Source organism: Rhodobium gokarnense, from assembly GCF_025961475.1.
In the GTDB taxonomy this organism is placed as follows: Bacteria; Pseudomonadota; Alphaproteobacteria; order Rhizobiales; family Rhodobiaceae; genus Rhodobium; species Rhodobium gokarnense.
This window is the reverse complement of the sequence record NZ_JAOQNS010000008.1, coordinates 193,059-210,008: the sequence shown is the minus strand read 5'-3', so window position 1 is coordinate 210,008 and position 16,950 is coordinate 193,059. Positions and strand designations below refer to the sequence as shown.

Sequence of the window (16,950 nt, the reverse complement as noted above, 5' to 3'; positions counted from 1 at the left end):
GAAGCGGACCGTTCGGGTGAATGCTTTGAGTTCTGCGATTCGCGTGCGCCTTCGTACGCCAAAGGCCGACCCGAACATGCTGCTTGCGCCGAAAAAACCCGCCATCGTCGTCATCAACTCGCTGGTCTCGCGCGGTGCGGTCGGCGGACGGGGGGCGCTCTTTGCCCTGCAGCGCTTCGGCTTTCCGGTCTGGTTCGTGCCGACGGTCGTGCTGCCCTGGCATCCGGGCCATGGCCCCGCCACCCGGTTCGCGCCGCCGATGCGGGATTTCGCGGCGATCCTCGACGATCTCGCCAGCTCCGATTACTTAAGCGAGGTCGGCGCCGTCCTCAGCGGCTATCTCGGCGATGCGGAACAGGCCGAGGCGATCTCCTGCTTCCTGGCGATCGCCCGGGAGAAGAACCCGGACCTCAAATATCTCTGCGACCCGATCGCCGGCGATCGCGGCGCGCTCTACGTGCCGGAACCCGTCGCCGAGGCGCTGAAGGAAAAGCTGCTGCCGGTCGCTGATATCGCAACGCCGAACCTCTTCGAACTCGGCTGGTTCACCGGCACGTCGCCGGAGACGGCCGACGAGGCGGTGATGGCTGCCCGTGGTCTCGGGCCCGAACAGGTCCTCGTCTCCTCCCTTCCCGGCTATCTGCGCGGCGGCATCGGCAACCTTCTTGTGACCGGGACGGAGGCGATCATGGCCGAGCACACCACCGTGCCGGAGGCGCCGCACGGGCCGGGCGACCTCCTCGCCGCCCTGTTCCTTGCCCATCTCGTCGACGGCCGTGATCGGGAAGCCGCGCTGTCGCGGGCGGCGGCGGCCGTCTATGAACTGGTCTCGCGCAGCGTCAAGCGCGGCGACGACGAACTGGCGATCGCCGCCGAACAGATTGCCCTCGACAAGCCGATGGCCATGGTCACCATGCGCCGGATCGGCACCAAGGCCGCCAATGGCTGACAGACACGGCTGATCAAAATGGGTGATCGGGCGACCGTCATCGCCGGCGTCGACGGCATCCGGGGCGGCTGGGTCGCCGCGTTCCACCCGTCCGGGGACCCCGGCGCCACGGTCCTCAGGACCTTTTCCCGCTTCGCCGACATTCTGGATGCGCCGGAAGCGCCGGCGGTTGTCGCCGTCGACATGCCCATCGGCCTGCCGGAGCGGATTTCGGGAAGCGGGCGGGCCGCGGAAAAGGCGGTGCGGTCATTGCTCGGGCAGCGCCAGTCCTCTGTGTTTTCCATCCCCGCCCGCGCCGCGGTCATGGAGGAGGATTACCGAACAGCCTGCGCCCTCGCGCTTGCCGCCTCCGATCCGCCGAAGAAGATTTCCAAGCAGGCCTTCAACATTTTTCTAAAAATCCGCGAGATCGACGCGCTGATGACGCCGGCGCTGGAGGCCCGCGTCTACGAGGTCCATCCGGAGCTCGCCTTCTGGCGGCTCAATGGGGAAGCGCCGATGTCCCTGCCGAAGAAGGTGAAGAGCCGGGCGAACCCGGCGGGCATCGCCGAACGGGCGCAACTGCTGGAGCGTTTCGGCTACGATCCGAAGCTCTTCGAGCGCCCGCTCCCGGGATGCGGCCTCGACGACATGGTCGATGCCTGCGCCTGCGCGGCCATCGCGGTGCGTATCGTCAACGGCACCGCGACCCCGTTCCCGCCCGACCCGCCGCGGGATGCCAAGGGGCTCCGAATCGCCATCTGGGCGTAACCGGATTCTTTCGCGACCCAAGCCGCCGTCATTGCGAACGAGCGAAGCGAGTGCGGCAATCCAGTACGGCATTTCTGTCTGCGCGGAACGGCAAGCACCCTCTTCGGTCATCCCGGGCGGAGCGAAGCGCAGACCCGGGACCCATTGCCCGCCTCGGCACAGTAGCCCGTCGAGGGTCCTGCCGTGACGGATCCTCACGCCCACGCCTTGCGATGCCAACATCCGGCATACCGTGTGGACAGGGGCAATGGGCCCCGGGTCAAGCCCGGGGCGACGGCCGAGTGCGGGGCCGACGCGCGTGCATCCAAATGAATGCGGAGCCGGCCGCCGTCGTTGCGAGCGAGCGTAGGGAGTGCGGCAAGCCAGGGCCAGACGCTCCGAGCCAATTGCTCTGGATCGCCGCGTCGCCTTCCCAGGCTCGCGTCACGTGCCGCTCCCCGTCCTTCGGACCCTCGCGACGACGGAACTGCCGTGTACGATTTCAAGAAACCGGACACCTCAGGCGTCCGCGCGGGCCAGCACTTCCGTCAGCCTCTCGTGCAGGGCCGCGGGCTGGAACGGCTTGGCGATGAAGGCGGCAAAGAGGGTTTCGTCGGCCGCGGGCGATCCCGGCTCCGGCACGTCGGCGGACAGGCCGATGACCGGCGGTGGCGCGGCCATGGTGGCGATGTGCCTTGCGACGTCGACGCCGCTCATGTCGGGCATGCGGATGTCCATCAGGACGGCGTCGAAGCGCTCTGAGCGGAGCGCCTCCAGCGCTTCGCCGCCGCTTGCCGCCATCCTGTAGGTGGCGCCGAAGCCGTCGAGGCAGGCCGCGATCAGGCGCCGGCCGAGGGCGTTGTCGTCGACGACGAGGAACCGGGCGCCCGAAAGGCCCTGCCGCTCCGCCGGTGCCGCATCGGGCATGGCGGACGCCTCGACGTCGACATCCGGCTCCGCTCCGCCGGCATCGAGCACTTCGACCGGGAAATGCAGCCGGAAGGACGCACCGGCCTCCACGTCGTCGCTGAGGCCGAGGCTGCCGCCGGCCGCCTCGGCCAGCTTTGCCGTGATCCACAGGCCGAGACCGTAGCCGGAGGAAATGCCGTCGGCGCCGGTGCCGCGCTGGAACGCCTCGAACACCCGGGCCCGCTCGCTGCCGGCAATTCCGGGCCCGCTGTCGCGGATCGTCACGACGAGGTCGGCCGAGCCGCCATCCCCGCCGGCAAGCTCGGCCTGAAGCGCGACCGTGCCCCGGTCGGAATACTTGACCGCATTGTCGAGGAGCGCGGTGACCGCCTGGCGCAGGGTTTTCGGCCGCCCCGAGACCCTGCGGTGCGTCGCCGCAGGAAGGTCTGCCGCCATTTCCAGCCCCTTGTGCCCGGCCAGTGGGCGGAACAGGTCGACGACGGAGCCGATGACGGCGGCCGGCTCGAACGCGGCCGCCTCCTCGCGCACGCCGGCCGGTCCGCGCCGGCCCACGGCCAGCAGCAGTTCCGCCAGCATCAGGCTGCCCTCGGCCGCCTGTTTCAGGGTCTTCAGGTAGCCGCGCTGGCGCTCCGTCAGCGACGTTTCGCCGAGGAGATCGGCCGCCGTCATCATCGCCGCCAGCGGCGTGCGTAACTCATGACCGATCACCGCAAGGAAGGGTGCGTCCTCCTCGGCAACCTTGGATTCCACCGCAGGTGTCTTGTCATCGGGGCTGTCATCGGTCATGACCAAAATGCTGCTCGGTTGTCCTGTCAGCGCCGCACTCTACTCGAACTGCTCCCGAGGTCGACCGGAGCTGCGGTAAAAACTCGAAATTGTTCGGAATTCCAGACGGCGCAAGCGCGACATATCGCGCTCCGCCGGCGTGCCCGGAGGCACGCGCATGACTGACGTTGCCCTCATTGTCCTTCCCGCATTCGCGCTCATCGGCCTCGGCTATGCGATTGCCTGGTTCAACATCCTGAAGACCGAGACCGGCGAAGCGCTCGGCGATTTCGTCTTCACCATCGCCATGCCCGTGCTGATCTTCCGCACGCTGGCGACCGCCGACTTCCCCGACATCTCGCCCTGGCCGGTGTGGATTTCCTATTTCTCGGCGGTCGCGATCATCTGGGTCATCGCCGACCTCCTCATCCGCAAGGGCTTCAAGCGCAACGTCCATGCCGGCGTCGTCGCCGGTTTCGCCGCCGGCTATTCCAATCTGGTGCTGGTCGGCGTGCCGATCACCTACACCGCCTTCGGCGAGGCCGGCACCGTTCCGCTGCTGATCCTGATTTCGGTGCACCTGCCGATCATGATGGTGGTCGGGACCATCCTGATCGAACGGGCCAACCGGCTCGAGGACGTCGGCGGCGAGAAGCCGAGCCGGGCAAAACTGGTGCGCACCCTGGCGCGCAACCTGATCGTCAACCCGCTGATCCTGGCCATCCTCGTCGGCATCGGCTTCCGCTACACCGGGCTCACGCTCGACGGCCTGCCGAAGGCGCTGGTCAACCAGCTCACGGCGACCGCAACGCCCTGCGCCCTCTTTGCCCTCGGCATGGCGCTGAAGCGCTACGGCATTGGCGGCAATGTCGGGCCGGCACTCGTCCTGTCGGTGCTGAAGGTGGTGGTGCTGCCGATCATCGTCTTCGTGTTCGCGTACTACCTCACCAACCTGCCGCCGCTCTGGGTTACGGTCATCACCATCGGCGCGGCCTGCCCGGCCGGCGTCAACACCTACCTGATGGCCAACCGCTTCCGGACGGGCCTGGCGCTCGCCTCCAACACCATCACCATTACGACGGCCGCCTCGGTGGTCACGGTGACCATGCTTCTGGCGATCCTCGGCGTGAACTGAGCCCGCTCAAACGAAAAAGGCGGCCCGATCCGCGGGGCCGCCTTCCGTCTTCGTACCCGTGCCTCGACGTCAGAGCGCCGGGATGCGCAGCACCTGGCCGGGATAGATCTTGTCCGGATCGCTCAGCATCGGCCGGTTGGCCTCGAAGATCGCGGTGTATTTCGAGCCGTTGCCATAGTGCTTTTCGGCGATCGCCCAGAGCGTGTCGCCCTTGGCCACGGTATGGAACACGGCCGGGTCGGCCGCCTCGTCGGTGCCGATCTCCTCTTCCACCTTGCCGATGCCGGCGACGTTGCCGGCGGCGAGGATGATCTTTTCCTTGATCTCCTGGCTCGGCGCCATGCCGGCGATCTTCACCGTGTCGCCGTCGACCTTGATCTGGACGTCGCCCCCAAGGCCGAGATCCTTGACTTCCTTCTCGATCGCCTCGGCGGCCTCCGCCTCGTCGTCACCGCCCCAGAGCGACTTGCCCGCGTCCTTGACGAAATCGAAAAATCCCATCCTGCTTTCCCTCCATGATCTGCAGAATTACGTAGCTATTCCGAGATAGGGATTTGTCGAGGCCTTTGCCAGTAGAAGCAGCGCAGGGAAATCGACCGGCTCAGAGCCCGACGAGGCGCCGGATATCGGCCGGCGTGGCACCGGCGGCGCGCAGTTCCGAAAGGCTGGTGTCGCGGCGCGACTTGGAGAGCTTGCGGCCGTCCTCGTCGAGGATCAGCCGGTGGTGGTGGTAGACGGGCGCGGGCAGGCCAAGGAGGGTCTGCAGCAGCCTGTGCACCGACGTCGACCAGAACAGGTCACGGCCGCGCACCACATGGGTGACGCCCTCCAGCGCATCATCGACGACGACGGAGAGATGGTAGCTCGTCGGCACATCCTTGCGCGCCACCAGCACGTCGCCCCAGGCGTCGGGTTTTGCGGTCACCTCGCCGGTTTCGCCGTGCGGACCCTCACCCGTTTCCGTCCATGAAAAGTCTTGGCCGATGCGGTCGATGGCCGCTCGCATGTCGAGCCGCCAGGCGGACGGGACGTCATCTGCCGACGAATCGCTGGAACCAAAAGGATAGAGCGGCGCGCCGTCGGGATCGCGCGGCCAGGCCTTTCCGGTTCCCGCTTCGCGGGCGGCGATTTCGTCGGCGACCTCCTTGCGGGTCGCGGTACTTCGATAAACGAGGCCGGCCACCTTCAGGCGGTCCAGCGCCGCCTCATAGTCGGAAAAATGCTCCGACTGCCGGCGCACCGGCTCCTCCCAGGTGATGCCGAGCCAGTCGAGGTCCTCGTAGATCGCCTGCTCGAATTCCGGCCGCGCCCGGCCGAGATCGATGTCCTCGATCCTGAGCAGAAGCCGGCCGCCGGTCTCCCTCGCCATCTCGAAATTCTTGAGCGCGGAGAGCGCGTGGCCGAGATGGAGGCGGCCGTTGGGGCTGGGCGCGAAGCGGAAGACGGGAGCGGTCACGAACGGCACTTCCTTGCGGCGACGGATCGGAAACTCATAGACGGGTGAAAGTCATGGCGCAAAACCCGTCGCGCAGGTTCCGGCTTGACGGGCGGCGCAGAGACGCGATGCTTTCGAGCGAACAGGGAGCTAGCCATGCGCCGCATCGAAACCGAGGCCGACATCGCCGAGGGCCTGTCCCACATCGCCAGGGCCGACGCGCGGCTTCAGCCCATCATCGAGGCGGCAGGAAGCGTGCCGCTGCGGCGGCGCCATGGCGGCCTCGACGGGCTGTGCGAGATCGTCGTCGCCCAGCAGCTTTCCAAGGCCAGCGCCGATGCCATCTTTCGCCGGCTGGAAGCGGCACTGGCGCCCTTTACCGCAGACGGCCTGCTGGCGATCGACGAGACCGATCTCCGCGCGTGCGGCCTTTCCGCCCCGAAAATCCGCACGCTGCGGGCGATCGCGGAAGCGGCTTCGGGCGGGCACCTTGCGATCGACGCCCTTGGCGAATTGCCGCAGGAGGAGGCGATCGCCGTCCTCACCGCAATCCGCGGCATCGGGCCCTGGACCGCCGAGGTCTATCTGATGTTCTGCGCCGGCCATCCGGACATATTTCCGGCCGGCGACCTTGCGCTCCAGGTCGCCGTCGGCGAGGCGTTCGGCTTTGCGGAGCGGCCGAAACCGAAGGCGGTCGCTGAGATGGCGGAGGGCTGGGCGCCGTGGCGCAGTGTAGCCTCGCGGCTGTTTTGGTCCTACTATAGCGTCTGCCGGAAGGGCCGGGACGTCATGCCGATCTGACGATACGGCGGACAAGAACCGGCCTGGTCCGGCGGTAAGGACGCTTGAGACGGGGCACGAAATGGCCGCCCGCGGCCGCTCGGGACCCCTCAGAAGGAGCCGGGGTCTTCACAAATCTGACACCTCAACCTAACAATATTGCGCCGCCGAGCGGAAATCCATGATTCGACGCGAGGATCTGGCGTGACAGTTGCCGTATCACCCGGAGCGCATCCGGCGCTTGTCCTCAACGCGGACTACCGGCCGTTGAGCTACTACCCGCTGTCCCTCTGGGCCTGGCAGGACGCCCTGAAGGCGGTGTTCCTCGACAGGGTCAACATCGTCTCCGAATACGACGTTACCGTTCGAAGTCCGAGCTTCGAGATGCGCCTGCCGAGCGTGGTCTCGCTCAAGAACTACGTCAGACCGAACCGAAGTCCCGCCTTCACCCGCTTCAACGTTTTCCTCAGAGACAAATTCCAGTGCCAGTATTGCGGCGCGCCGGTCGACCTCACCTTCGACCACCTGGTGCCGCGCTCCCGGGGCGGCATGACCACCTGGGAAAACGTCATTACCGCCTGCGCGCCCTGCAATCTCAAAAAGGGCAACAAGTCCTGCGGCGACATCGACATGTGGCCGATGCAGATGCCGTTCCGGCCCTCCCTCAACGACCTCCACCGCAACGGCCGCCGCTTCCCGCCGAACTACCTCCACGATAGCTGGATGGACTTTCTGTACTGGGACACCGAGCTGGAACCGTAGGGCGCGGTGTTTTTCCCGGAATTGATTTCGGACGATCTTTCCCCGGACGCCAAGGTTTTCTGGATTGCTTAACTGCGCCCGCAATGACGGCGAACTGAAATTTACTCGTCATTTCAGTGTCATCGCGAGCGGAGCGAAGCGATCCAGGCAACGGCATTCCAACAATAACGGACATACCGTTTTGAGATGGGCATTGGACGCCGGCCCTCCGCTCCGCTGCGGCCGGGGTGACGGCAGAAGATCATGCACGCGGAACCGCCAAAAGCCTCAGGCGTCGAGGCGCACCGATACCCCGGCCGCGGCCATGTGCTCCTTGGCTTCGCGGATCGAATGGGTGCCGAAGTGGAAGATCGAGGCGGCGAGGACCGCCGTCGCGTGGCCCTCGGTGATGCCGTCGACGAGGTGGTCGAGCGTGCCGACACCGCCGGAGGCGATCACCGGCACCGGGACGGCATCGGCAATCGTGCGGGTCAGTTCCGTGTCGAAGCCGATCTTGGTGCCGTCGCGGTCCATAGAGGTCAGCAGGATCTCGCCTGCGCCGAGGGAGACCACCTCGCGGGCGTAGTCCACCGCGTCGAGCCCGGTCGGGTTGCGCCCGCCATGGGTAAAAATCTCCCAGCGCGGGGCCTCGCCCTCCTTCGACACAAGCTTGGCGTCGATGGCGACGACGATGCACTGCTCGCCGAATTTCTCCGCCGCCCGGCGCACGAAGTCGCGGTCGTTGACGGCCGCCGTGTTGATCGAGACCTTGTCGGCGCCGGCGACCAGCAGCTTGCGGATGTCCTCGGTGGTGCGCACGCCGCCGCCGACCGTCACCGGCATGAAGCACTCCTCTGCCGTCCGCCGCACCACGTCGAGGATGATGCCGCGGTTCTCGTGGCTCGCCGTGATGTCGAGGAAGCACAGCTCGTCGGCGCCGGCGGCGTCATAGGCCTTGGCGGCCTCGACCGGGTCGCCGGCATCGATCAGGTCGACGAAATTGACGCCCTTGACGACGCGGCCGTCCTTGACGTCGAGGCAGGGGATGACACGGGCTTTGAGAGTCATAGCGCGGTTTCCATCGCGGAAAGGAAGTCTGCCAGAAGATCGGCAACGGCCGCGGGGACGCGGGCCTGAAGGTCGTAAGCCGGATCATAGGCGCTGAGGGTGATACCACAAACCGGCCGGGCGCGGGCAATGGCGGAAACGGCCGCACGCAGCTCGGCTGGTCCGGGGCCGCCCGCCGTTCCGTAGCGGTTGACGCGAAGGGCGCGCGGGTCGTGGATGTCGAGGTCGACGTGGATATGGGTCGCAAGGCCCGCTCCGGCCGAAGCAAGGCTGTCGGCGACGGCCCCGGTCTCCACCCGCGAAACGGGTATTTCCTCAAGGAGCTCGACCTCGTCTGGGTCGAGGTCGCGCGCATCGACCAGCAGGCAATGCGCCGGGTCGATCGGACGAAAGCCGGGGATTGTCGCCGCCATCGGCCGCCAGCAGAGGCCGAGGACGGTGGCAAGCGCCATGCCGTCGAGGAACCCGTAGCCCGAGGTCTCCGGCGTGTTGAGGTCGCCATGCTGGTCGAACCAGCAGATCGCCTCGGCGCCTTCGCCGGCGACCGCACCGGCCGCGGTGAGGCAGTTACCGGCAAGCACGACCGGGAAACGGCTCCCGGCGCGCGCCGCGGACGCTGCTTCGGCAACGGCGGAACAGACGGCAAAGCCGGTGGCGATCTCGCGGCCCTGGTCGTCGCCGGCCCGGCCGATATCGACAAGCTCGACGTGATGTCCGACGGCCTCCAACCGGCCCCTCAGCCCGCCGGCAAGGAGCGCCTCGGGGCCAAGGCCCATGCCGGCGCGATGGTGGCCACTGTCATAGGGCGCAAGAATGAGGGCGACGTTCACGGCCGGCTCACCCCTTCAGCACCGCCAGCGCCTCTGTCGCATCGAGCCGCCCGTCATAGAGCGCGCGGCCGGAGATGGCGCCTTCAAGGATCGCGCAGTCGGGCTCGGTCAGGCGCCTGACGTCGTCGATGGAGGCTAGGCCGCCGGAGGCGATGACGGGGATGGAGACGGCATTGGCCAGCTCCAGCGTCGAGGGAATGTTGAGGCCCTTGAGGACGCCGTCGCGGTCGATGTCGGTGTAGATGATGGCGGCAACGCCCGCGTCCTCGAATTTCTTGGCGAGGTCGATGGCGGAGAGCGTCGAGGTCTCGGCCCAGCCTTCCACCGCCACCTTGCCGCCCTTGGCGTCGATGCCGACCGCAATGCGCCCCGGATGGGCCTTGCAGGCTGCCTTGACCAGCTCCGGATCGCGCACGGCGACGGTGCCGAGGATCACCCTTGTGATGCCCTTTTCCAGCCAGGCCTCGATGCCGGCCCTATCCCGGATGCCGCCGCCGAGCTGGATCGGAATTTTTATGGCCGCGCGAATGGCTTCTACGGCCGCGCCGTTGACGCTGCGGCCCTCGAAGGCGCCGTTGAGATCGACGACGTGGAGATACTCAAAGCCGGCGTCCTCGAAGGCCTTCGCCTGCGCGGCCGGGTCGTCGTTGAAGACAGTGGCCTCGTCCATATCGCCGAGCTTCAGGCGGACGCACTGACCGTCCTTCAGGTCGATGGCGGGAAAGAGGATCATGGCGTCCACTTCAGGAAATTGGCGATCAGGGTGAGACCCAGCGCCTGGCTCTTTTCCGGGTGGAACTGGGTGCCGACCTTGTTGCCCTTTGCGACCATCGCCGTCACCGGCCCGCCATAGTCGGCGACGGCGACCACGTCGGCCGCGTTCTCCGCCTTCAAATGGTAGGAGTGGACGAAATAGGCGTGTAGGCCGTCCGGGCCAGTGTCGATGCCGTCCATCAGCGGGTGGTCGCGCAGGAGCCGGATGGTGTTCCAGCCCATATGCGGGATCTTCAGGGTCGGATCGTTGGGCGCGATGCGCGTCACCTCGCCGGGGATCCAGCCGAAACCTTCCGTCACGCCGTGTTCCAGGCCGCGCGCGGCCATGAGCTGCATGCCGACGCAGATGCCGAGGAACGGCGTGCCTGCCGTCTCCACGGCCTCCATCAGCGCCTCGGCCATGCCGTCGACGGCGAAAAGCCCGGCCTTGCAGTCGGCAAAGGCGCCGACGCCCGGAAGCACGACCCGATCGGCCTTGGCGACCACATCCGGGTCGGAGGTCACGACGATCTCCTGGCCGGTGCCGGCCTCGCGGGCGGCGCGCTCGAAGGCCTTCGCGGCGGAGCGCAGATTGCCGGAGCCATAGTCGATAATCGCAACGGTCATTGAAGCCCCCCTGGCATTCACGCCCCCCTTGGCGTCGGCATCGAGCCGATGACGCCGGTGCCTGTCGCGCGGGCCCGCGGCGGCTCGGCGCGCCGGCGTTCGGGCGCCGGTGTCGATGGGTCGTCCTGCGGCTGACCGGCGGCCAGCAGGCGATCGAAATAGCGCCGCTCATACTCTTCACGGTCGCGCCCGACGACGACGCCGGAAAGCTGCCAGCCGCGGCGCTGCAGGGTCCAGCGGCGGAGCTGGTTGGCCTCCAGCGCAAAGAGCAGCGAAAACGCCAGCGACAGCACCTGGCCGGCACCCATGCTGAAAAAGTCGCCGACCGCGCCGATGGCAAGGCTGATGACGATCCAGCAGGTCAGCACCAGCCAGAGGCCGTGATAGAGCGCCCAGAGCGGCGCGAAGAAGAGGGCCGCCCACGAGAAGCCGTCCTTGACGAAGGCCGTCTTCACCGCATCGCTCACCGGATCGCCGGAGGCCGGCGGAGTCATCACCATGAAGGCTGCCATGGCCGAAATGCCTTATCCGCCGAGCTGGCCCTTGGTGGAGGGAACGGCGCCGGCGCGGCGCGGATCGATCTCCAGCGCCTGGCGCAGGGCCCGGGCGAGCGCCTTGAACGAGCTTTCCACGATGTGGTGGCTGTTGGTGCCGTAGAGGGTTTCCACGTGCAGCGTGATCCCGGCATTCATGGTGATGGCGCGGAAGAACTCTTCCACCAGCTCGGTGTCGAAGTCGCCGATCTTGGCTTTCGGGATGTCCACCTTGAAGACCAGGAACGGCCGGCCGGAGACGTCGATGGCGGCCCGGGTCAGGGTTTCGTCCATGGGCAGGAGCACGTCGGCATAGCGGGTGATTCCGGCCATATCGCCGAGCGCCTGGGCGATCGCCTGGCCGAGCGCGATGCCGGTGTCCTCCACGGTGTGGTGCATGTCGATGTGGAGGTCGCCTTTCGCGCGGACGGTCAGGTCGATCATACCGTGGCGCGAAAGCTGGTCGAGCATATGGTCGAAAAAGCCGATACCGGTCTCGATATCGCCCTTTCCGGTGCCGTCGAGATCAAGGCTGACCGAGATCTCGGTCTCCTTGGTGGTGCGGGTAACGCTCGCCTGGCGCATGGTCGCGGTCTCCTTCATGCGAGCGGTCTTTTATCAAGCTGGTGGGGTCCTGCATAGGCCGGTCCTGCATAGGCCTCGGGCGCGCTAGGCAAATCGGCGACAGCCTGCGATATAGACGCGGACCCTTGCTGCCAGAGGAGCCCCCGCCATGACCCTTCGCCCTGAAACCGCCACCGACCGGCTGATGGTCGCCCTCGACGTGCCGACCGTTGCCGAGGCCCGCGCCATCGTCGAGGAGACGAAAGGCGCCGTCGGCGTCTACAAGATCGGCATGCAGCTCCAGTTCGCCGGCGGGCTGGAATTTGCGAAAGAACTGGCGGCGGAGGGCCAGAAAATCTTCCTCGACGTCAAGCTCCTCGACATCGACAACACCATCGCCAAGGCGGTGGAGAACATCGTCAAGATGGGCGTTTCCTTCGTCACCATCCACGCCTATCCGAAGGCGATGCGCGCGGCCGTGGCGGCACGGGGCGAAGCGCCCTTGGCGCTCCTCGGCGTCACCGTTCTGACGTCGATGGACGACGGCGACCTGGTCGAGGCGGGCTATGCGGAGGGCGTTGCCGATCTCGTGGCCAATCGCGCGCTTGATGCAAGGGCCGCCGGCATGGCGGGCGTCATCTGTTCGCCGCAGGAGGCAAAGGCCCTGCGGGAGAAGGTCGGCGACGACCTGTTACTGGTGACCCCCGGCATCCGCCCGGCGGGCGCCGATGTCGGCGATCAGAAGCGGATCATGACCCCGGCCGACGCGATCCGTGCCGGCGCCGACTACCTCGTCATCGGCCGCCCGGTCGTCGGCGCGCCCAACAGGCGCGCGGCGGCAGAGGCGATCGTTGCCGAGATCGAGGGAGCGCTCGGGGAGTAGGGGTGCGGCGCCTGTCTTTGACCGATCAAAGGGCGGCCGCGTCGGCCATCCGGTAGCAGGTATCGCTTTTTTCCGGACGCACGCCGCTCGCCCAACCCTCTGCCGTCACCCCGGGCGACGCGGGGGCCAATGTCCGTTTCAACGCGGTACGCCCGGTGTCGTGAAAGGGGCATGAGCGTGGATCGACACCGGGAACGGAGCCGTGGCGGCATACCGTGTCGATAGGGGCAATGAATCCCGGATCAAGTCCGGGATGACGGCTGAGTTTGACGAGAGGTCCACCGAAACCCGCGAGGCTTCGCGAAGCACGACCGCGCGGCGGGCGGTCAGGCCGCCTTCGCGGAGGCCAGCAAGCGCAGGCGAGCGCTCGGCCGCGAGCGCAAAAAACCACGTGAGCGCAAAAATCCCTACCGCAACAGCTTGCCCACCACCTTCGCCGTGTAGTCGACCATCGGGATGATGCGGCCGTAGTTGAGCCTTGTCGGGCCGATGACGCCCAGCACCCCGATGATGCGCTGTTCGGTGTCGCGGTACGGCGCGACGACCAGCGACGAGCCGGAGAGCGAGAAGAGGTTGTTTTCCGAGCCGATGAAGATGCGCACGCCGTCGCCGCGTTCGGCCGAGCCAAGGAGGTGGATCAGCTCCTGCTTGGTCTCCAGCTCGTCGAAGAGCCGGCGGATGCGCTCCAGGTCTTCTTGCGCGCGCACGTCTTCAAGCAGGTTGGCGCGGCCGCGGACGATGAGCTGGCCGGGGGAATCCTTCGATGCGCCGGACCAACTCGCAAGGCCCTCGTCGACGATGCGCCGCGTCAGGGCGTCGACTTCCGCCTGGGCCTCGGCCCGGCGGCGCTCGATCTCGGCGCGGGCATCGGCCAGCGTCTTGCCGCGGATCTGGGCATTCAGGTAGTTGGTCGCTTCCGTCAGCGCCGAGGCCGGCAGGCCGGCCGGAAGCTCGATAATGCGGTTTTCCACCGAGCCGTCCTCGCCGACGAGGATGACCAGCGAGCGCGTCGGCTCCAGCCGCACGAACTCGATGTGCTTGACCCGCATGTCGCTCTTGTGGGTGAGCACAACGCCGGCGCCGCGCGACAGGCCGGAGAGCGTCTGGCTCGCCTCGGTCAGCAGCGATTCGACCGAGCGGTCGGCGCCGGCCGCCTGCATGTCGGCCTCGATGCGCTTGCGCTCGTCGGAGGAAAGGTCGCCGACTTCCAAAAGGGCGTCGACGAAGAAGCGCAGCCCCTGTTCGGTCGGCAGCCGCCCGGCGCTGACATGGGGCGCGAAGATGAGACCCAGATGCTCCAGGTCGGCCATGACGTTGCGCACCGAGGCCGGCGACAGCGCCATCGGCAGCAGCCGCGACAGATTGCGCGAGCCGACCGGCTCGCCGGTCTCCAGATAGCTTTCCACGATCTGCTTGAAGATGTCGCGCGAGCGCGCGTCCAGATCCTTCAGGCTGATCGAGGAGGAAAGGCTGGTCACAAGGTCACCCAACGGGCTCTCCGGGTCTCGGGGACAAGGTCGAACGGCGATTCTAATGGCAAAACGTGGCGAAGATGCAAGCCGGACTTTACGGCGCCGCGCCGGCAACGTTACAAGGCGCCATCCGACGCCGCGCCCGATCGCGGCCTTATGAACGCCGCCGCGATGCGGCGCAAATGGAGAGATCGATGCGCCCATCGAAACGCGCCGCCGACGAGATGCGCTCGGTGACCCTGGAACGCGGCTATTCGCGCCATGCCGAGGGCTCCTGCCTCGTCAAGTTCGGCGAGACCCATGTCCTGTGCACCGCCAGCCTGGAAGAACGCGTGCCGCCCTGGCTGCGCGGCCAGAACCGCGGCTGGGTGACGGCCGAATACGGCATGCTGCCGCGCGCCACCGGCGAGCGCATGCGCCGCGAGGCGACCGCCGGCAAGCAGTCCGGCCGGACCCAGGAGATCCAGCGCCTGATCGGACGCTCGCTCAGGGCCGTCGTCAACCTGGAAGCCCTCGGCGAGCGCCAGATCACCGTCGACTGCGACGTCATTCAGGCCGATGGCGGCACCCGCACGGCCTCGATCACCGGCGCCTGGGTCGCCCTCAACGACTGCCTCTCGTGGATGAAGGCCCGCGACATGGTCCGCGACAACGTGCTGACCGACCACATCGCGGCGATCTCCTGCGGCATCTATGGCGGAACGCCCGTCATCGACCTCGACTATCTGGAGGATTCCGATGCCGAGACCGACGCCAATTTCGTCATGACCGGCGCCGGCGGCATCGTCGAAATCCAGGGCACCGCGGAGGGCGCGCCGTTCTCGCGCGACGAGTTCAACAGCCTGCTCGATCTGGCGTCTGCCGGCATCGCGCGGCTGGTCGATCTGCAGAAGATGGCGATCTCCTGAGGACGTGAAGCCATGACCGCTCGCAAACTCACCGAGCCGCGCCTGGTGGTCGCCAGCCACAACGCGGGCAAGGTGCGCGAGATCAACGATCTCGTCTCCCATTTCGGGATCGAAACGGTCTCGGCGGGAGCCCTCGATCTGCCCGAGCCGGAAGAGACCGGCACGACGTTTACCGAGAACGCCGGCATCAAGGCGCTCGCCGCGGCAACGGCGTCGGGACTGCCGGCACTCGCCGACGATTCGGGGCTCGCCGTCGAAGCGCTCGGTGGCGATCCGGGCATCCACTCGGCGCGCTGGGCCGGCCTAGGTCGCGACTTCGCCATGGCCATGCGCAACATCGAGGAAAAGCTGCAGGCGGCCGGCGCGACGACGCCGGACAAGCGCCGGGCGAAGTTCGTCGCCGCGCTCTGCCTTGCCTGGCCCGACGGCCACCGCGAGGATTTTCTTGGCGAGGTGGAAGGCACGCTGGTCTGGCCGCCGCGCGGGACCGCGGGTTTCGGCTACGACCCGGTGTTCCTGCCGGACGGTCATGACCGCACCTTCGGCGAGATGACGGCGGAGGAAAAGCACGGCTGGCGGCCCGGCGAGCCGGAGGGGCTTTCCCACCGTGCCCGCGCCTTTGCCAAGTTTGCCGCGGCGTGCCTTCAAAAATGACAGAACCCTTCGGCGTCTACGTCCATTGGCCGTTCTGCGCCGCCAAATGCCCCTATTGCGATTTCAACAGCCACGTCCGCCACGGCGGCATCGACGAGGATCGCTTCACGGCGGCCTACCTGAAAGAAATCGCGACGACGGCCGAGCGCATTCCCGGCCGCAGCGTTTCCAGCGTCTTTCTCGGCGGCGGCACGCCGTCGCTGATGAAGCCTGAAACCGTCTCGGCCATCCTTGAGGCCATCGCCCGGCACTGGACGCTGGAAGACGGCGCGGAAATCTCGCTGGAAGCGAACCCGAACAGCGCCGACGCGGAAAATTTCGCCGGCTACCGCGCGGCTGGCGTCAACCGGCTGTCGCTGGGCGTCCAGGCGCTGAACGACGTCGACCTGAAATTCCTCGGCCGGCTGCACGATGCCAATGAGGCGCTCGGCGCCATCGAGCTTGCGAGAGCAACTTTTCCGAGGCTGTCCTTCGACCTCATCTATGCCCGGCCGGACCAGACCCTGGCCGAGTGGAGGCGCGAGCTGGAGCGGGCCATCGGCTTTGCCGCCGACCATCTGTCGCTCTACCAGCTCACCATCGAGCCGGAGACCCCGTTCGCGCGGCTGCGGGCCGCCGGCAAGCTCTCCGTGCCGCCCGACGACCGGGCTGCCGACCTCTATACGGCAACCGCGGAAATCTGCGCCGCCAACGGCCTTCCCGGCTACGAGATCTCCAACCACGCGGCCCCCGGCGCGGAATGCCGTCACAATCTCCTTTACTGGCGCTACGGCGAATATGCCGGCATCGGCGCAGGCGCCCATGGCCGGCTGATCGAAGGCACGACCCGCACGGCGACGGCGACGGAGCCCAATCCGGAGCGCTGGCTGGACCTCGTGGAGCGCCAGGGCCATGGCCGGATCGCCGACGATCTTCTGACCGCCGAAGAAGTGGGCGACGAATTCCTCTTGATGGGCCTCCGGCTCGCCGAGGGCGTCGACCTTGCCCGGTTCGAGCGGCTGTCCGGGCGCACGCTCAGTCCCTCGCGGCGCGCCGACCTGATCGCCCATGGGCTCGTCGAAGAACTCGGTCCCGCGCGCCTTCGCACCACGCCTGCCGGCGCCCTCGTCCTCGACGCCGTCGTTGCCGACCTCGCCGCGTGAGCAAACGGCCGCGCCAATCCGGCGCTTGCCAAGCCGCGAACGGACCGCAATA

At 67.3% G+C, this 16,950-nt stretch carries 19 protein-coding genes; 9 read left to right on the top strand and 10 right to left on the bottom strand.

All coding sequences use genetic code 11. The features are described from left to right. The first annotated feature begins 25 nt into the window (after nucleotides 1-25). Both pdxY and M2319_RS15235 read left to right on the top strand, forming a co-directional pair. Nucleotides 26-949: a pyridoxal kinase gene (gene pdxY, locus M2319_RS15240; RefSeq protein ID WP_319801787.1), complete on the top strand. Its 924-nt coding sequence runs from the start codon at nucleotides 26-28 to the stop codon at nucleotides 947-949. Between the two features lie 18 nt (nucleotides 950-967). Next, on the top strand, nucleotides 968-1,699 hold the full coding sequence (locus M2319_RS15235; protein ID WP_264602319.1) for a DUF429 domain-containing protein: 732 nt from the start codon (nucleotides 968-970) through the stop codon (nucleotides 1,697-1,699). A 498-nt stretch (nucleotides 1,700-2,197) separates the two neighbouring features. Here the strand turns inward: M2319_RS15235 and M2319_RS15230 are convergent, their stop codons facing one another. Next, nucleotides 2,198-3,394 carry an ATP-binding response regulator gene (locus M2319_RS15230; RefSeq protein ID WP_264602318.1) on the bottom strand — a complete coding sequence of 399 codons (1,197 nt, stop codon included), beginning with the start codon at nucleotides 3,392-3,394 and terminating at the stop codon, nucleotides 2,198-2,200. 157 nt (nucleotides 3,395-3,551) lie between these two features. On the opposite strand from M2319_RS15230, the gene M2319_RS15225 reads away from it, so the two are divergent. Beyond that, complete coding sequence (locus M2319_RS15225; RefSeq protein WP_264602317.1) at nucleotides 3,552-4,508, top strand: AEC family transporter; 957 nt, start codon at nucleotides 3,552-3,554, stop codon at nucleotides 4,506-4,508. A 69-nt stretch (nucleotides 4,509-4,577) separates the two neighbouring features. On the opposite strand, the gene lysM is transcribed toward M2319_RS15225, so the two are convergent. Both lysM and gluQRS read right to left on the bottom strand, forming a co-directional pair. After that, nucleotides 4,578-5,009, bottom strand: a complete 432-nt coding sequence (gene lysM / locus M2319_RS15220; protein ID WP_264602316.1) for a peptidoglycan-binding protein LysM — start codon at nucleotides 5,007-5,009, stop codon at nucleotides 4,578-4,580. A gap of 100 nt (nucleotides 5,010-5,109) precedes the next feature. Beyond that, nucleotides 5,110-5,964 (bottom strand): tRNA glutamyl-Q(34) synthetase GluQRS, encoded by an 855-nt coding sequence (gene gluQRS, locus M2319_RS15215; RefSeq protein WP_264602315.1) that lies wholly within the window; start codon nucleotides 5,962-5,964, stop codon nucleotides 5,110-5,112. Nucleotides 5,965-6,099: 135 nt separating this feature from the next. Here gluQRS and M2319_RS15210 point away from each other — a divergent pair, with 135 nt between their 5' ends. Next, entirely contained in the window at nucleotides 6,100-6,744 is a 645-nt protein-coding gene (locus tag M2319_RS15210) for a DNA-3-methyladenine glycosylase family protein (RefSeq protein ID WP_264602314.1), read from the top strand. 183 nt (nucleotides 6,745-6,927) lie between these two features. Then, on the top strand, nucleotides 6,928-7,485 hold the full coding sequence (locus tag M2319_RS15205) for an HNH endonuclease (RefSeq protein WP_264602313.1): 558 nt from the start codon (nucleotides 6,928-6,930) through the stop codon (nucleotides 7,483-7,485). Nucleotides 7,486-7,752: 267 nt separating this feature from the next. Here the strand turns inward: M2319_RS15205 and hisF are convergent, their stop codons facing one another. From hisF to hisB, 6 genes are read right to left on the bottom strand one after another with little or no spacing between them, the layout of a single operon-like run. After that, a complete protein-coding gene (hisF, locus tag M2319_RS15200) occupies nucleotides 7,753-8,532 on the bottom strand; it encodes an imidazole glycerol phosphate synthase subunit HisF (RefSeq protein WP_264602312.1) in 780 nt (259 codons plus the stop codon). Then, a complete protein-coding gene (locus tag M2319_RS15195) occupies nucleotides 8,529-9,362 on the bottom strand; it encodes an arginase family protein (RefSeq protein ID WP_264602311.1) in 834 nt (277 codons plus the stop codon). The genes hisF and M2319_RS15195 overlap by 4 nt, the downstream gene beginning before the upstream one ends. Before the next feature lie 7 nt (nucleotides 9,363-9,369). Continuing rightward, nucleotides 9,370-10,095, bottom strand: coding sequence for a 1-(5-phosphoribosyl)-5-[(5-phosphoribosylamino)methylideneamino]imidazole-4-carboxamide isomerase (hisA, locus tag M2319_RS15190; protein ID WP_264602310.1), 726 nt, complete (start codon nucleotides 10,093-10,095; stop codon nucleotides 9,370-9,372). Further along, on the bottom strand, nucleotides 10,092-10,742 hold the full coding sequence (gene hisH / locus M2319_RS15185; protein ID WP_264602309.1) for an imidazole glycerol phosphate synthase subunit HisH: 651 nt from the start codon (nucleotides 10,740-10,742) through the stop codon (nucleotides 10,092-10,094). Before hisH ends, hisA begins: the two co-directional genes overlap by 4 nt. A 17-nt stretch (nucleotides 10,743-10,759) precedes the next feature. Continuing rightward, a complete protein-coding gene (locus tag M2319_RS15180) occupies nucleotides 10,760-11,254 on the bottom strand; it encodes a DUF2628 domain-containing protein (protein ID WP_264602308.1) in 495 nt (164 codons plus the stop codon). Between the two features lie 12 nt (nucleotides 11,255-11,266). After that, nucleotides 11,267-11,860 carry an imidazoleglycerol-phosphate dehydratase HisB gene (hisB, locus tag M2319_RS15175; protein ID WP_264602354.1) on the bottom strand — a complete coding sequence of 198 codons (594 nt, stop codon included), beginning with the start codon at nucleotides 11,858-11,860 and terminating at the stop codon, nucleotides 11,267-11,269. A gap of 148 nt (nucleotides 11,861-12,008) precedes the next feature. Here hisB and pyrF point away from each other — a divergent pair, with 148 nt between their 5' ends. Beyond that, a complete protein-coding gene (gene pyrF / locus M2319_RS15170) occupies nucleotides 12,009-12,722 on the top strand; it encodes an orotidine-5'-phosphate decarboxylase (RefSeq protein ID WP_264602307.1) in 714 nt (237 codons plus the stop codon). Nucleotides 12,723-13,129: 407 nt separating this feature from the next. Here the strand turns inward: pyrF and hrcA are convergent, their stop codons facing one another. Continuing rightward, the gene (gene hrcA, locus M2319_RS15165) at nucleotides 13,130-14,212 is read right to left on the bottom strand and encodes a heat-inducible transcriptional repressor HrcA (RefSeq protein ID WP_264602306.1); all 1,083 of its coding nucleotides are present in this window, start codon (nucleotides 14,210-14,212) and stop codon (nucleotides 13,130-13,132) included. A 176-nt stretch (nucleotides 14,213-14,388) separates the two neighbouring features. Here hrcA and rph point away from each other — a divergent pair, with 176 nt between their 5' ends. From rph to hemW, 3 genes are read left to right on the top strand one after another with little or no spacing between them, the layout of a single operon-like run. Further along, on the top strand, nucleotides 14,389-15,102 hold the full coding sequence (rph, locus tag M2319_RS15160; protein ID WP_264602305.1) for a ribonuclease PH: 714 nt from the start codon (nucleotides 14,389-14,391) through the stop codon (nucleotides 15,100-15,102). A gap of 12 nt (nucleotides 15,103-15,114) precedes the next feature. Then, a complete protein-coding gene (rdgB, locus tag M2319_RS15155; RefSeq protein ID WP_264602304.1) occupies nucleotides 15,115-15,756 on the top strand; it encodes an RdgB/HAM1 family non-canonical purine NTP pyrophosphatase in 642 nt (213 codons plus the stop codon). Then, the gene (hemW, locus tag M2319_RS15150) at nucleotides 15,753-16,898 is read left to right on the top strand and encodes a radical SAM family heme chaperone HemW (protein ID WP_264602303.1); all 1,146 of its coding nucleotides are present in this window, start codon (nucleotides 15,753-15,755) and stop codon (nucleotides 16,896-16,898) included. The genes rdgB and hemW overlap by 4 nt, the downstream gene beginning before the upstream one ends. Nucleotides 16,899-16,950 lie beyond the last annotated feature (52 nt).